This window comes from Rhizobacter sp. SG703, from assembly GCF_012275445.1.
Lineage (GTDB): Bacteria > Pseudomonadota > Gammaproteobacteria > Burkholderiales > Burkholderiaceae_C > Rhizobacter.
Map to the genome: position 1 here is coordinate 15,707 of NZ_JAAZQK010000001.1, position 13,921 is coordinate 29,627.

The 13,921-nt window shown below is 68.5% G+C and carries 16 protein-coding genes; 8 read left to right on the plus strand and 8 right to left on the minus strand.

Annotated elements, in window-relative coordinates; translation table 11 throughout:
• The first annotated feature begins 82 nt into the window (after window positions 1-82).
• The 5 genes from FHT26_RS00070 to FHT26_RS00090 all read left to right on the plus strand — a co-directional run bounded on the left by FHT26_RS00070 (window position 83) and on the right by FHT26_RS00090 (window position 4,414).
• Window positions 83-796, plus strand: a complete 714-nt coding sequence (locus tag FHT26_RS00070; protein WP_168558174.1) for a hypothetical protein — start codon at window positions 83-85, stop codon at window positions 794-796.
• Window positions 793-1,029: a hypothetical protein gene (locus tag FHT26_RS00075; protein ID WP_168558175.1), complete on the plus strand. Its 237-nt coding sequence runs from the start codon at window positions 793-795 to the stop codon at window positions 1,027-1,029. The genes FHT26_RS00070 and FHT26_RS00075 overlap by 4 nt, the downstream gene beginning before the upstream one ends.
• 91 nt (window positions 1,030-1,120) lie before the next feature.
• Window positions 1,121-2,671, plus strand: coding sequence for a wax ester/triacylglycerol synthase family O-acyltransferase (locus tag FHT26_RS00080; RefSeq protein WP_168558176.1), 1,551 nt, complete (start codon window positions 1,121-1,123; stop codon window positions 2,669-2,671).
• Between the two features lie 52 nt (window positions 2,672-2,723).
• Complete coding sequence (locus FHT26_RS00085; protein WP_168558177.1) at window positions 2,724-3,533, plus strand: esterase/lipase family protein; 810 nt, start codon at window positions 2,724-2,726, stop codon at window positions 3,531-3,533.
• Window positions 3,530-4,414: an alpha/beta fold hydrolase gene (locus FHT26_RS00090; protein WP_168558178.1), complete on the plus strand. Its 885-nt coding sequence runs from the start codon at window positions 3,530-3,532 to the stop codon at window positions 4,412-4,414. Before FHT26_RS00085 ends, FHT26_RS00090 begins: the two co-directional genes overlap by 4 nt.
• A 7-nt stretch (window positions 4,415-4,421) precedes the next feature.
• Here FHT26_RS00090 and FHT26_RS00095 read toward each other — a convergent pair whose 3' ends face one another.
• The 4 genes from FHT26_RS00095 to sorA all read right to left on the minus strand — a co-directional run bounded on the left by FHT26_RS00095 (window position 4,422) and on the right by sorA (window position 7,615).
• The gene (locus FHT26_RS00095; RefSeq protein WP_168558179.1) at window positions 4,422-4,664 is read right to left on the minus strand and encodes a hypothetical protein; all 243 of its coding nucleotides are present in this window, start codon (window positions 4,662-4,664) and stop codon (window positions 4,422-4,424) included.
• 163 nt (window positions 4,665-4,827) lie between these two features.
• On the minus strand, window positions 4,828-5,955 hold the full coding sequence (locus FHT26_RS00100; protein ID WP_246867648.1) for a class I SAM-dependent methyltransferase: 1,128 nt from the start codon (window positions 5,953-5,955) through the stop codon (window positions 4,828-4,830).
• Between the two features lie 95 nt (window positions 5,956-6,050).
• Complete coding sequence (gene sorB / locus FHT26_RS00105; protein WP_168558180.1) at window positions 6,051-6,398, minus strand: SorB family sulfite dehydrogenase c-type cytochrome subunit; 348 nt, start codon at window positions 6,396-6,398, stop codon at window positions 6,051-6,053.
• A gap of 11 nt (window positions 6,399-6,409) precedes the next feature.
• On the minus strand, window positions 6,410-7,615 hold the full coding sequence (sorA, locus tag FHT26_RS00110) for a SorA family sulfite dehydrogenase catalytic subunit (protein WP_168558181.1): 1,206 nt from the start codon (window positions 7,613-7,615) through the stop codon (window positions 6,410-6,412).
• A gap of 243 nt (window positions 7,616-7,858) precedes the next feature.
• Here sorA and dusA point away from each other — a divergent pair, with 243 nt between their 5' ends.
• Window positions 7,859-8,827, plus strand: a complete 969-nt coding sequence (gene dusA / locus FHT26_RS00115) for a tRNA dihydrouridine(20/20a) synthase DusA (protein WP_349238054.1) — start codon at window positions 7,859-7,861, stop codon at window positions 8,825-8,827.
• 52 nt (window positions 8,828-8,879) lie between these two features.
• Here the strand turns inward: dusA and fhuF are convergent, their stop codons facing one another.
• Window positions 8,880-9,620, minus strand: coding sequence for a siderophore-iron reductase FhuF (gene fhuF, locus FHT26_RS00120; RefSeq protein ID WP_210427190.1), 741 nt, complete (start codon window positions 9,618-9,620; stop codon window positions 8,880-8,882).
• Window positions 9,621-9,712: 92 nt separating this feature from the next.
• On the opposite strand from fhuF, the gene FHT26_RS00125 reads away from it, so the two are divergent.
• Window positions 9,713-11,401, plus strand: a complete 1,689-nt coding sequence (locus tag FHT26_RS00125; RefSeq protein ID WP_168558184.1) for a cyclic peptide export ABC transporter — start codon at window positions 9,713-9,715, stop codon at window positions 11,399-11,401.
• 65 nt (window positions 11,402-11,466) lie between these two features.
• On the plus strand, window positions 11,467-11,667 hold the full coding sequence (locus FHT26_RS00130; RefSeq protein WP_168558185.1) for a type II toxin-antitoxin system VapB family antitoxin: 201 nt from the start codon (window positions 11,467-11,469) through the stop codon (window positions 11,665-11,667).
• Between the two features lie 25 nt (window positions 11,668-11,692).
• On the opposite strand, the gene FHT26_RS00135 is transcribed toward FHT26_RS00130, so the two are convergent.
• The 3 genes from FHT26_RS00135 to FHT26_RS00145 are packed head-to-tail and all read right to left on the minus strand — an operon-like array spanning window position 11,693 to window position 13,893.
• A complete protein-coding gene (locus FHT26_RS00135) occupies window positions 11,693-12,943 on the minus strand; it encodes an MFS transporter (protein ID WP_168558186.1) in 1,251 nt (416 codons plus the stop codon).
• A complete protein-coding gene (locus FHT26_RS00140; RefSeq protein WP_168558187.1) occupies window positions 12,940-13,290 on the minus strand; it encodes a hypothetical protein in 351 nt (116 codons plus the stop codon). The genes FHT26_RS00135 and FHT26_RS00140 overlap by 4 nt, the downstream gene beginning before the upstream one ends.
• Window positions 13,291-13,302: 12 nt before the next feature.
• Window positions 13,303-13,893 carry an RNA polymerase sigma factor gene (locus FHT26_RS00145; RefSeq protein ID WP_168558188.1) on the minus strand — a complete coding sequence of 197 codons (591 nt, stop codon included), beginning with the start codon at window positions 13,891-13,893 and terminating at the stop codon, window positions 13,303-13,305.
• Window positions 13,894-13,921: the final 28 nt, after the last annotated feature.

The following is a 13,921-nucleotide window of genomic DNA, read 5'->3' on the forward strand; positions in this document are numbered from 1 at the left end:
TAGAAGAGCGGAACCCTCGGTTGGGCTGCGTTGCTCAGGGTGGCACAAGCTGCTGTTGAGCAGCGCCAAACGAGGAATTCCCATGACCAAGGTCCGCTCGCTGAGCTACAACATCGACACCAACATTGCGCGTACGGAAGAGGGCTACGCGCGGGAGACCCATCCCGCATGGCGCGCCAATGCGCGCGCTCCCGAGGTCGTCGAAGCGCTCGACGCGGTCCTGGTGGCGAAGCGACCGGACGTGGTCAACATTCAGGAATGTCGCCAGTTCGAGACCAAGTTTGGCGACGCCGTGGATTCGCTCACACCGCTTCTCGATCAGTTCAAGTTGCGAGGATACGAAGCACTCGTGAACAACTACAACGAGGCAGGCGGCGACAAGGCGTTCAAGTTCATCACGGCATACGACCCGCAAAAGCTGACGCTAGAAGGCAGCTACATGCGCTATTTCACCCGAACGCCGAGTCAACCAACTGTTCGCCCCGACACGAGCGGTATGTCGCCTGAAGAGGCCAAAGCCGTGGCCGATCAGATCAAGGATCACAACTTCGGATCCGAGTGGGAACGGGGGGTGCAGGTCACGAAGTTCAAGCATCGCGATGAGGACGAACCGTTCTATTCAATCAACGTTCACCTTGACCTCCCTGAGCAGCATCGACTATGGGAGAGGTTGTCGCTTCACTGGCATCCGAACAGCACCGGCAAGAGGCCAATGACGCGCTATCGAAAGCTTCACATCCCTTCAATCCACACGCGTTCCTTGCGTCATTGCAGCCTGAATGCCGTAAGGCAATGATCAGTGTCTTGTTCCAGCGTTGCCCCGCATTGGGCGGCACCTTGGATCGGGTATTTCAGCGAGGATTCGAGAGGACGAAATGCAAGCTTCTGCCGGCGGCGTGCCACGACACGTCCGGCATCACCTCGTTCAACAACGAAGACCAGGTGAAAAAGTACATCAACGATCACGACAGCGAACCGGCGTTTGCATCGGATCACCAACCAATCCTGACTTCCTACGCATGGGGGTGATCCCCTCCATCGGATGGGTGCTAGGGCTTCTCCGAGGGGCCAGGTTCGACGGCCCGCCCTAGCATCAGCCTCATTCCCCAGGGAGAGGCCCATGAAGCAGCTGTCCGGTCTGGACGCGTCCTTCCTCTACATGGAGACGCCCGAGATGCCGATGCACGTCGGCGCGCTGCACCTGTTCGAGCTGCCGGCCAGCTACAAGGGCAGCTTCGTCGCCGACGTGCGGCGCCACATCGGTTCGCGCCTGCCGCTGGCGAAGGTGCTGTGCCGCAAGCTCGCGTGGATGCCGTTCAACCTGGCCAACCCGGTGTGGGTCGATGCCCAGCCCGATCTTGCGCAGCACATCGTCGGCATCAAGCTGCCCCGCGGCAGCGGCCTCGCCGAACTCGATGAACAGGTCAGCCGCCTGCACCCCGTGCTGCTCGACCGCGAACGCCCGCTGTGGAAGTTCCACGTCTTCGAAGGGCTCGCGTCGGGGCCGGACAAGGAGAAGCGCGTCGCCCTCTACACGCAGCTGCACCACGCCGCCGTCGACGGCCAGGCCGCGATCGCGCTGGCCCAGGCCATCCTCGATGTGCAGGCCACGCCGCGCAACATCGACCACGAGGCGCGCCCCGCGAAGAAGCTCGACATCGGCCTCGCCAGCCTGCTGAGTGGCGTGCTCGCGAACCAGCTGCAGCAGTACGGCAAGCTCGTGAAGGCCTTGCCATCGACGGTGGGGGCCCTGTCGCAGATGGCGGAGAAGGGCGCCCGCAGCGTCGCCGGCCGTGCCGTGGCCCAGGTGCGCGGCGGCACCGCCGAAGCGTCGATCGGCCTCGCCCCGCGCACCCGGCTCAACGCCTCGGTGACCGCCGGCCGAGCCTTCGCCGGCGTCAGCCTGCCGATCGCGCAGGTCAAGGCGCTGCGCCGCGCGCACGACGCGACGCTGAACGACGTCGTGCTGATGCTGTGCGGCGGCGCACTGCGGCGGCACTTCCTGCAGCACGGCCCGCTGCCGCGCAAGTCGATGGTGGCGGCGGTGCCGGTGTCGACCCGCGCGGCCGGCGACACCACCGCGAACAACCAGGCCTCGATGACGGTCGTCAACCTCGGCACCCACATCGCCGACCCGATGGAGCGTCTGCGCTACGTGCAGGCCGCCAGCGCGGCGATGAAATCCACGCTCGGCAGCGTCAAGAGCCTGATGCCGAGCGACTTTCCGTCGCTCGGCGTGCCGTGGCTGATGAGCACCGTCACGTCGCTGTACGGCAAGGCGAGGGTGGCCGACCGCATCCCGCCGATCGCCAACGTCGTGATCTCGAACGTGCCCGGGCCGGCGTTTCCGCTCTACATGGCCGGCGCGAAGATGCTGACCAACTACCCGGCCTCGATCGTCGTGCATGGCATCGCACTCAACATCACGGTGCAGAGCTATGACGAATCGCTGGACTTCGGGCTGATGGCCTGCGCGAAGGCGATGCCCGAGGTGGCCGAACTGGCGGACCACCTGCAGGCCTCGCTGGCCGAGTTGCTGGCGTTGCCGGCCACCGCCAAGCCGGTCGCGCCTGTCGCGAAGGTGACACCGTCGTCTGCTGCCAAGCGCCGCACCAGGCCCCATGCCGAGCCTAGGGCGAAGGCTCCAGCCAAACTCGCGGCTGCTCGCTGATTGCCCACTAAGATGCAGGTGTGTTCACGACGGCCCGACGAGGCCCTCCACCATGCCCCGTGACGGCGCGCAGCAGTTTCCCGGTGACGACCTGAAAGCCCCCAACGCCTTGCTCCTGATGCTGGAAGGGCGTGCGCCGTGGGAGCTCGCGGCGATGCTCGCATCGACGCCGGTGCTGAACCGCGCGCTCGACAAGCTGCCGCCCGGCGACGGCCACCCGGTGCTGGTGTTCCCCGGCCTCGCCGCCGCCGATTTCACGACCGTGCCGCTGCGCAATTTCCTGCGCGACCGCGGCTATGTGCCGTACCCGTGGGAGCAGGGCTTCAACTTCGGCCCGCGCGACGGCGTGCTGCAACGCTGCGTCGAGACCGTCGACGGCCTGCACCAGCGCCACCGGAAGCCGGTCAGCCTGATCGGCTGGAGCCTGGGCGGCGTCTACGCGCGCGAGGTCGCGAAGGAGCGCCCGCACCAGACCCGCTGCGTGATCACGCTCGGCACGCCGTTCACCGGCCACCCGCGCGCGACCAACGCCTGGCGCCTCTACGAATGGGTCAGCGGCCAGAGCGTGCACGACCCGGCGCTGCTGGAGCAGGTGCGCCGGCCGCCGCCGGTGCCGACCACGTCGATCTACTCGCGCACCGATGGCGTCGTCGCGTGGCAGTGCAGCATCAACGACGAATCTCCGCTGGCCGAGAACATCGAGGTGCATGCGAGCCACATCGGCATGGGCATGAACCCGCTGGCGCTCTATGCCATCGCCGACCGGCTCGCGCAGGACCCGGCGCACTGGCACCGCTTTGCGACCGGCGGCGTGCGCAAGTGGTTTTTCAAGGGCGGGTTCTTGAAGACCGCCGGCGCATGAAGCTCTCGGCCAACGGCATTTCGCTCGAGGTCGAGGACCACGGCTCGCCCACCGGCGAGCCGCTGCTGCTGGTGATGGGCCTGGGCATGCAGCTCACCGCCTGGCCCGACGAGCTGGTGGACATGCTGGTGGCGCGCGGCTTCCGGGTGATCCGCTTCGACAACCGCGATGTCGGCCTGAGCCAGGGCTTCGACCAGCTGGGCGTGCCGAACGTGGCGGTGGCGGCGATGAAGTTCGCCTTCCACTTGCCGATCCGCCCGCCGTACCCGCTGCGCGCGCTGGCCGACGACGCCATCGGCGTGCTCGACGCGCTGGGCATCGCGAAGGCCCATGTGTGCGGCGCGTCGATGGGCGGCATGGTGGCGCAGCTGATGGCCATCCATCATCCGCAGCGCCTGAAGAGCCTGACGCTGATGATGACCAGCACCGGCTCGCGCCGCGTGCCGATGGCCACGCCCGAGGTGCGACGCGCGCTGCTGAGCCGGCCGGAGAACCCGCGCGACCCGGCCTCGATCGCGGCGCACCTGGGTCGCTTCATGCATTTGATCGGCAGCCCCGCGTACCGGCCCGATCCGGCGTGGATGCAGGCCAAGCTGCGCGCGGCGGTCGACCGTGCGTACCGACCCGCCGGCACCGCACGCCAACTGGTGGCGATTGCGGCCGATGGCGACCGCAGCCGGCGCCTGGCGGGCGTGACGCTGCCATGCCGCGTGATCCACGGCCAGGCCGACCCGCTGGTGCCGGTGGGTGCGGCGCACGACCTGGCCCGCAAGATCGCCGGTGCCGAGCTCGACCTGATCGACGGCATGGGGCACGACCTGCCGATGCCCTTGCTGCCGCGTTTCGCACAAGGCATCGCGCTGGCCGCCGGGCGGGCCTGAGCGGCCGTCAGCGGCTGCACGGCAGCACTGCGTCGTTGCTGGCTTCAGGCTGCGCGTCGCGTTGATCGGACACACCTTGCTGCAGCCATTCGAGCGCGGCCGCGCCGGGGTCCATTCCTTGCCAATAGGGCTCCGAGATCAGTGCCCACGCGAGGTGCTCAAGATCGCTGCGGTCGACGCGCGGCCATTGTTCGTGCAGGCGCTCGGCGCACTTCAGCGCCCAGTTTTCGGAAGTCATGTCGGGGTTCATCGCAGTCGTTCGGCGGAGTCGAGGAGCGATGCATCGTAGCGATGAACTGTACGAACGTACAGTATTTCCGAGTGCTGTCTGCAGCTGTCAGTTGCGTGCCTCAAAACGTAAGCGCGCTTTGAGCTACGTCCTTGCTTCGCAGCCCATTGTTGGACGCGGGCAGTCAGGCTGGCGTCTCGGCCCGACGCCCGACGAGCACCGGCTGGAACAGAACATTGTCGAGACGCTGAACTTCAAATAGGCCCGCTTCGCTCATTAGCTCCTGCAACCGGTCAGTGGTCACCGCGTAATAGCGACTTGTTAAGACCTGCGTCGTGCAGCGACCGTCAGGCTGTTCAGTCGTGAGGTACATGCGCAAGTCATAGCAGTCGCGATCCCACTCCCACACCTGGACGGCAAGGAAGCGCGTGCCATCACGGTCGAGGTGTAGGCCGTACGGGCGAACGTCGGGTGAGCGGCGCTCAATGGCGCCGTAGTCACGGACCGAGAGCACCAGCCAGCCGCCAGGGCGTAGGACGCGATGGGCATTGCGCAGCGCCTGCAGGATCTCAGCATCGGTCAGCAGGTGTGGCAGGCTGTTATCGCAGACGAGGACAGCGGCGCAGCTGCAGTCGGCCGTGCCTTGCAGTGTGCGAAGGTCGTCGACGCGAACGCTGGCCCGCAGGCCACGTGCATCAAGTTCTTGTCGCAGTCGGGCGACCGCGCCCGGCGAGAGGTCCGAGGCGTCTACCGCGTAGCCCCGGGCGAGCAAGCCCAGCGCCTGCGTGCCAATACCGCAGGCTGCGTCAAGAACAGGCTCGCCCGGCTCCACGCCCCGCATGTGTAGAAGGCGCGCCAGCGCCTCGCCCTGCGTTCGCACGGCGGCATCCCAGTCGCCATAGAGCAGGTGGTAGAAGGGCGCGAGCCGGTCGTAGAAGTCGCTGCTCATTTGGGCGGATCGTTGTCGGGCTGCGGTCAACGATACCGCAGGCGCCCAGTCGAGCCTGCAAGCACAGCGCCCCTCGGCCCCCACGGTCGACGACGGAGCTTCCATCGTGACCGGGACGAGCGCCGCGCCACGCTCCGGCGGTACAACGAGCGCACGCTGGCGCCGCTCGGCGCTCTCGCGGATCCAGCGGCCAAGCTGGTTGGCGTTGACGCCGCACTCGCGTGCCAAGCGCGACACCAGACGCTCTGGGCGCGGTGCACATGGAGACCAGTTCGCCTTTGCCTGCTCGTCGTACACGACCCGTCCATCGCGCTTGTGGTCCACGACCAGCCGGCGCGCCAGCTCTTCCATACCTTCAGACATCGCGTTCCCACTTTGACCTGCGTGGGCACGTAGCCTGTCAGCCTCGGCGCCCGGGCTTGAGGACGTGGTTCAATGACCGCGCACCTCAAAACGCATCACGGCGCGACCTGTTCGTTGCCATAGGTCTTCACCAGGTAGTCGATGATGGCCGGCATGTCGGCGTCGGCGACAGGCGCCTTGAAGACGCCCTTCATGCGCTTGACCATCGCGTCCCAGTAGGGACGTGCGGCGGTCGGCGGCTGGTAGGCCATGTACTCGGCTGAGTGGCAGGCGGTGCAGTGGGCCTGCGCCTTCTCGAAGCCGGGCAGCGCGCTCGGCTTGAGTTGCAGGCCGTCGGGCGGCAGTTCGATGTTCTTCGGCACCGCGGGCGCCGGCGTCGGCCACGCGGTGGCAAGTGCGATGGCGACCAGCGCGAGCGCAAGCAGGGACGAACGATTCTTCATGGCCTGGCTCCTCATGCGGCGTGGACGCGGATCGATTCGACGACGTTGCGCATGTAGCCCGCGGGCTGCCACAGCGCTTCCATCGGCTGGCTCTGGCCGGAGCGGTTCCAGGCCCGCACGCGCAGCTCGTGCGGACCCCTGTCGGGCGTGAAGCCGAAGCTGAACTCGCGGAACGAGTAGCGGCCGATGTCGGTGCCGAGCTTCGCGCCACGCCAGCTCTGGCCGCCGTCGGTCGAGTACGCGACCTCCCGGATGCCCTGGCCGCCGTCGAACGCGATGCCGCGCACGGCGATCGGCTGGCCGGCGTTCACGCGCGCACCATCGGCCAGCGAGGTGATGAAGGAGCGCACGTTGAAGCGGCCGATCGGGCGCGTCGACTTCGGGGTCGTGCCGGGCTCGATGCAGGTGCAGTCGTTGTCGGGCACGCGGTAGGCGGTCTTCATCCAGAAGCCGTCGAAGGTGTCGTCGACGACCTCGATCTCCGACAGGTGCTTGACCCAGTAGGTGCCATAGTGGCCCGGCACGATGAGCTTGACCGGGTAGCCATTGAGCAGCGGGATGTCGGCGCCGTTCATCTGGTAGGCGAGCATCACCTCGCCGTCCATCGCGTGGGCGATGTCCAGCGCCTTCACGAAATCTCCGCCGCCGAAGAGCGCGATGTCCAGGCCGTTGAAGCTGACCTGGCGTGCGCTGTTCTTCGGTTCGGCCCGGGCCAGCACGTCCTTCAGCGGCACGCCCAGCCAGCGCGCATTGCCCATTGCACCGTTGCCGAGTTGCCCGCCGGTGACGCGGGGGCTGAAGAAGCCGCGGCTGTTGCCCGAGCACTGGTTGACGGCGACGATCTCGGTCGGCTTGAACTGCGTGCGCAGCGCGCTGAAGCTCAGCTCGTAGGGCTTGGCGAGCGCGTTGCCACCGATCTTGATGACGTGCGTGTCGGCGTCGATCGAGGTCGGGATGCCGGCGTTGTGATAGCGCACGAAGAAGGCATCGTTGGGTGTCAGGAGGCCGTCGTTGAAGACCTCGAAGGGCGTTTCGAGCTGCGGCGGCCGCGAGGTCAGCACGATCAGCGGGCGCTTCTCGGGGAAGGCGACGAGGTTGCGCCTGCCATTGGCGAAGGGAAGGTCGATGGGCATGGGCGCCTGTGCGAGGGCATGGCGTGCCAGCGTGGCACCGGCCAGCAGGCCGGCGCTGCCGGCAAGAAGTCTGCGACGTTGCATGGGGTGTCTCCGGTGTGGCGGCCGTGACCGGTGGGCCGCCTGTCGTGTGTGGACGCGTCCGGTGGGCACTTTATTCCGCTGTCTTGAAGCAAGATGGCGGGCTTGTCGGGAGAGACAGGATGCAAGCGATCTGCAGGAGCTGACCCCACCGCCCATGTCGCTCGCCGTTCTTTGGGACAATGCACTCCTTCCCGCGAGCCACGAGCCTGCGCGCCCCTCGAACAGCCCAGGCACCCCACCCACGTGAACACCCCCGACGCTTCCCCCTGGCGCCTGTCCGTCGCTCCAATGATGGATTGGACCGACCGCCACTGCCGCTACTTCCACCGCCTGCTGACCCGGCGCACCCGGCTCTACACCGAGATGGTCACCACCGGGGCGCTGATCCATGGCGACCGCCCGCGGCACCTGGACTTCAATGCCGAGGAGCACCCGGTCGCGCTGCAGCTCGGCGGCAGCGAACCGGCCGATCTGGCGTTCTGCGCGAAGCTGGCCGAGCAATGGGGCTACGACGAGGTCAACCTGAACTGCGGCTGCCCCAGCGAACGCGTGCAGCGCGGGGCCTTCGGTGCCTGCCTGATGAACGAGCCGGCGCTGGTGGCCGACAGCGTCAAGGCGATGCGCGATGCGGTGTCCATCCCGGTGACCGTGAAGCACCGCATCGGCATCGACCAGGACGAACGCTATGAATTCGTGCGCGACTTCGTTGGCCAGATCGCCGAGGCCGGCTGCGAGGTCTTCATCGTCCATGCGCGCAACGCCTGGCTGAAAGGCCTGAGCCCGAAGGAGAACCGCGAGGTGCCGCCGCTGCGCTACGAGACGGTGCACCGGCTGAAGCGCGACTTTCCGCACCTGACCATCGTGCTGAACGGCGGCGTGACCACGCAAGAGCAGATCACCGAGCAGCTGCAGCACCTCGACGGCGTGATGCTCGGCCGCGAGGCGTATCACAACCCCTGGCTGATGTCGCAGTGGGACGAGCTCTTCTTCGGCGCCGATCACCGCGCGCTCGACCGCGCGGCGATCGAGCAGCAGATGGTCGACTACATGGAGCGCGTCGGCCTGCGCGGCGAGCCGTGGTCGCGCGTGGTGCGCCACATGCTGGGCCTGCGCAACGGGCTGCCCGGCGCCCGCCGCTGGCGCCAGGTGTGGTCGGACCACACGCTGAAGGCGGAGCCGGCGCGCGCGGTCGCAAGGCTCGCGGCCGCGTAGCCCGCCGGCCCATCCGGGATTCGTCCGACCATTTCCCGGATGGGCATCCCGGCTACGGCTGCGGCGCCAGCGGGCAGGCGCTGCAGTACGCCTGCGCCGGCAGCCGGTAGAACAGGCAGCACTGCCGGTGCAGCCGGATGTCGCGCGGCGCATCGGGGTGCGGGCGCTGCCGCGGCCACAACGGGTTGGCCCGGCCGTCGTGCCACAGCGGCTGGTCCAGCAGCGTGTCTCGGTCGTGCGCGATCCGGGCCGCGTGTCCCGTCAGCGCCTGCGCCTGCTCGAAGATGCCGTCGAGCCGCCGCGCCAGGTTGCCCCACAGGATCTTCGGAGGGAGCCGCGCGCAGCGCGCCAGTTGCGCGAACAGCGGCGCCAGGTGGGCGTCGATCAACGGCGCGAGGCGGGTCGCGCCGTCGGCATCCGGGTGCGGCGTGCCGATGTGCCCGATGTAGAACCGGCGCGGCACCGCCTCGGTGTCGTCGAACGCGACCTGCATCTCGTGCGGCGCGGTCGGGAACACCTGCTGCAGCACGCTGGCCGCCGCGACCACCGGCGGCAGCAGCGCGTCGAGGTAGGCGAAGCACCAGCTCGACGCGGCCGCGCGCAGGTCGGTGCCGTGCTGCTCCGCATCACTCACGCCGAGGTGGCGCGCATGCCGGCGCAGCAGGTTGTCCAGCAAATCGTCTTGCGCATCGATCAGCCGATGCACGGCGACAGCGCCCGCCGGTGGCCGCGCCGCGCACACCAGCGCCTCGCCGAGCGGCGCCCAGGCGCCCTGGAAAAGAGGTTCGAGCATCGGGATCACGACTGAGCAGACGAACGGGGCAGGGCGGTGTTCAGCGGGACCACGCCGCTGAACGGCGGCACGCGTGGTTCGTCATGCAAGGCATGAGCCCTCCTGCCTCGACTCCTCCCCATCCGCCCTTCGTCGACCGGCCGTTCGCGGAGGTCGCGCGCCTGCTGCGGCCGTTCCTGCCGTGGCTCGCGCTGTCGGTCGTCACCGGCATCGCGGCCGGCGCGGCCACCGTCGCGCTGCTCGGCACGATCAACCAGGTGCTGAACCGCAGCGGCGGCATGGCCGGCGGGCTGCTGCTGACCTTCGTGTCGCTGTGCGCGGTGGCGCTGGTCGGCCGCGTGACCTCCGACATGTCGACCAACCGGGTCGGCCAGCGCCTGGTGGCGCAGGTGCGCAAGTCGCTCGCGCAGAAGATCCTCTCGGCGCCGATCGATGCACTGGAGCGCTACCGAACGCACCGCCTGATGCCGGTGCTGACGCAGGACGTCGACATGATCAGCGACGCCGGCTTCGTGCTCGCGTCCACCGTGATCGCGCTGTCGATCGCGCTCGGCTGCCTGGGCTACCTGGCGTGGCTGTCGCTGCCGATGTTCGGGTTGCTGGTGGTGGCGCTCGCGGTCGGCGCCGCGGTGCAGGCGGTGGTGCTGACGCGCGCCGAGGCCGGCTTCTGGCGCGCTCGCGACGGCGAGGAGCAGCTGCACAAGGCCTACCGGGGCATCAGCGAAGGCGCGAAGGAGCTGCGCATGCACCGCGGGCGGCGGGCGCGGATGATGTCCGGCCAGATCGAGCGGACGGTCGACGGCATCCGCGCGGTCAACCAGCGCGCGATCAACACCTACGTGGTCGGCAGCGCGTTCGGCTCGGCGCTGTTCTTCCTGCTGATCGCGGTGATCCTCGGCTGGGCCGCGGCGAGCACGGTGGCGCCGGCGGTGCTGAGCGGCTTCGTGCTGGTGCTGCTGTTCCTGAAGGGCCCCATCGACCAACTGGTCGGCGTGCTGCCGAACGTCGGCCGCGCGAAGGTGGCGTTCCAGCGCATCGGCGATCTGTCATTGCGCTTCGCGACGCCCGAGCCGCACCTGCACCTGGACCGCCCGGCCGGCGAGGTCGCGTTCGTCGACACCATCGAGCTGCGCGGCGTGCGCTATGCGTTCGCCGCCTCCGAGGGCGGCGGCGAACCGTTCGTGCTCGGCCCGGTCGACCTGGTGCTGCGGCGCGGCGAGCTGGTCTTCATCGTCGGCGACAACGGTTCCGGCAAGACGACGCTGATCAAGCTGCTGCTCGGGCTGTATGCGCCCCAGCACGGCGAGCTGCGCCTCGACGGCCAGCCGGTGACCGACGCGACGCGCGACGACTACCGGCAACTGTTCACCACGGTGTTCTCCGACTTCTACCTGTTCGAGGACCTGCTGGCAGGCGAGGGCGGGGCACCGCTGCCGCAGGCGGCGCAGCCCTACCTGGAGCGGCTGGAGATCGCGCACAAGGTGTCGGTGCGCGACGGCGCCTTCAGCACCACCGACCTGTCGACCGGCCAGCGCAAGCGGCTGGCGCTGGTGCATGCCTGGCTCGAAGGCCGGTCGGTGCTGGTGTTCGACGAATGGGCCGCCGACCAGGACCCGGCGTTCAGGCACCTGTTCTACACCGAGCTGCTGCCCGAGCTGCGCGCGAAGGGGCACCTGCTGGTGGTGATCTCGCACGACGACCGCTACTTCCACGTGGCGGATCGGGTGGTGCGGATGTCGAAGGGACGGGTCGAGGAGGAAGCCGCGGCGCTGGTGGCGTGAATCAGTTCAGCATCAACCGAAGCTACATGGGGTGCCCGTCGAGAGGCAGCCAAGGGTGTCGAAGCATGCGAACCACCATCAACATCGATGACGATCTGCTCGCCAAGGCGACCAAACTCACCGGTCCGTTGGACCGCTCGGCCATGGTGCGCGACGGATTGAAGGCGCTCATCGAGCGCGAGAGTGCCAAGCGCCTGGCTCGGCTCGGCGGCACGCAACCGAAACTGAAAGCCGCTCCCCGCCGTCGTGGCGGAGACGACACATGATCCCGGTCGATACCTCGCTGTGGGATCACCCAGCCACGGCCGCCGGCTTGTCCGCCCGCTGCAGCCGCCACACCAGCAGGAACGACGCCACCGACGCCGCCACCACCACGTGGCCGACCCACTCGAAGTGCTGCAGCCGCCCATCGGCCCCCGCGGTGACGATGTGTCCGGCCACCACCGACGCGATGCCGCCCGACAACTGCTGCACCGACGCGCTGATCGCGTTGAACGCACCCCGTTGCGCCGGCGAGGGCACGCCGGCCACCATGGCCTGGAACGGGATCATCCGCGAGAAGATCCCGACGAACAGCACTGCATTGACCGCGATCAGCACCGGCAGCGGCACCGGGCCGAGGTGCGTGTAGATCTGCACCATCGTCATCGCCAGCAGCGTGCCCACCGTGAACATGCGGAACTTGCCGAACCTGTCGGCGGCCCGCCCGATCAGCGGTCCGAAGACGATCGTGCACAAGCCTGTCGCCAGGTACACCACCGGCAGGCTGTGCAGGTCGATACCGAGGTTGTTGACGGTGAACGCGCTGCTGAACGGCATCAGCATGAAGCCGCCGGTGGTCAGCAACGCTGTCGCCGCGAACGCCAGCAGGTGGCGCGGCACCGTCACCGTGTGCAGCAGGTGGGCGAAGGCGCCGCGTTCCTGCGGCAGCTTCAGGTGCCCGTCCACCGGCTGCAGGCGCCAGGCCACCACCATGCCGCCGACGAGCCCGAGCGCGGCCATCGCGAAGAACGGCATGTGCCAGTCCCAGTGGCTCGACAGGTACAGCCCCGCCGGCAGGCCCAGCACCTGGCTGGCGGCGAACGCGGTCTGGATCACCCCCATCACGCGGCCGCGCATCGAGGCCGGGAACAGGTCGGTCGAGATCGCGAGCACGATCGAGCCGATCACGCCGCCGAACAGGCCGGTGACGATGCGCGCCGCGAGCAGGCTTTCGAAGTTCGGCGCGAGCCCGCACCACAGCGTGCCCAGCACGAAGCCGCCGTAGAAGAACAGCAGCAGCTTCTTGCGGTCGAAGCGGTCGGCGAAGCCGGCCGTCAGCAGGCCGGCCGTGCCGGCGCTGAACGCATAGGCCGAGACGACGAGCCCGAACTGCTTCGGCGTGATCGACAACGCCGGCATGATCAGCGCGCCGAGCGGCGCCATCAGCATGAAGTCGAGGATGACGGCGAACTGCAGGAACGCGAGCAGCCCCAGCACCACCTTCTGGTAGCCGGTGAAGACCGGGGCGGCGACTGCGGTGGGGGCGGGAGCTGCACTCATTCAGCGGCTCCGTCGCGGCCGAACGGGCCGTGGCCCATGCGCGATTCCATCTTCGAGCGCAGGCCGCGGCGGAATTGCTCGCGCTCTTCGGGCGTCATCGAATGCCAGCGGTGGCCGAAGCGGTGGCCGTGCCAGCCGCCGTGCCCGCGGAAGCCGCCGAACAGGATGCGGCACAGCACCAGCAGCCCGAGCGCGTGCGGGTAGTCGATGACCTGGGCACCGCTCAGCAGCCCCGGGACGATCGCGTTCCACAGGCCCATCACCACCGCGCCGAGCGCGGCCACCGCGACCAGCATCAGCAGCGCGCGGCCCAGGAACCTCGCCTTGAATCTCGTCGTGTCCTTCATCATGTTTCTCCTTCAGTCGTCCAGTTCGTCATAAATGGGTTGCAGGCGCGAGCGCAGGTAGAGCACCGCATAGCGCTTGCGGGCCAGCAAGGTGTTGACCGGCACGCCGCTGCGCGCGGCCATGTCCTTGAAGCTGTGGCCTTCGAGCTCGTGCGCGACGAAGACCTCGCGCTGGTTCGCCGGCAGGTCGTCGAGCGCCTGCTGCAGCGTGTCCAGCAGCACCGAGCGCGCATAGGCTGCCTCCGGCCCGGCGTCGGGCGACGGCAGGGCCAGGTCGAGGCTCGACTCGTCGTCGTCCGGGTCGCCGTCGTCGTGCAGCGGCTGCTCCCGCTTCTTGCGGAAGCGGTCGACGATGCGGTAGCGCGCCACCCGGTAGAGCCACGCGCTGACCTGCTCGATCGCGGCCGGCAGCCGGTAGGCCTCGACGAATTCTTCGAGCACGTCCTGCAGGATGTCCTCGGCCTCGCCGGGGTCCCGCACGCGCCGCCGGATGAAATCGCCCAGCCGGCCGGACTCGCGCCGGACCGTGGCGGCGATGTCACGGTCGGGGTCGGCGCGGTCCGGGAGGGTCACGGTGGCGGCAGGCTGCGTTGGCGGGTCCATGCCTGGGTAGACGTTCGTGCCGCGGGAA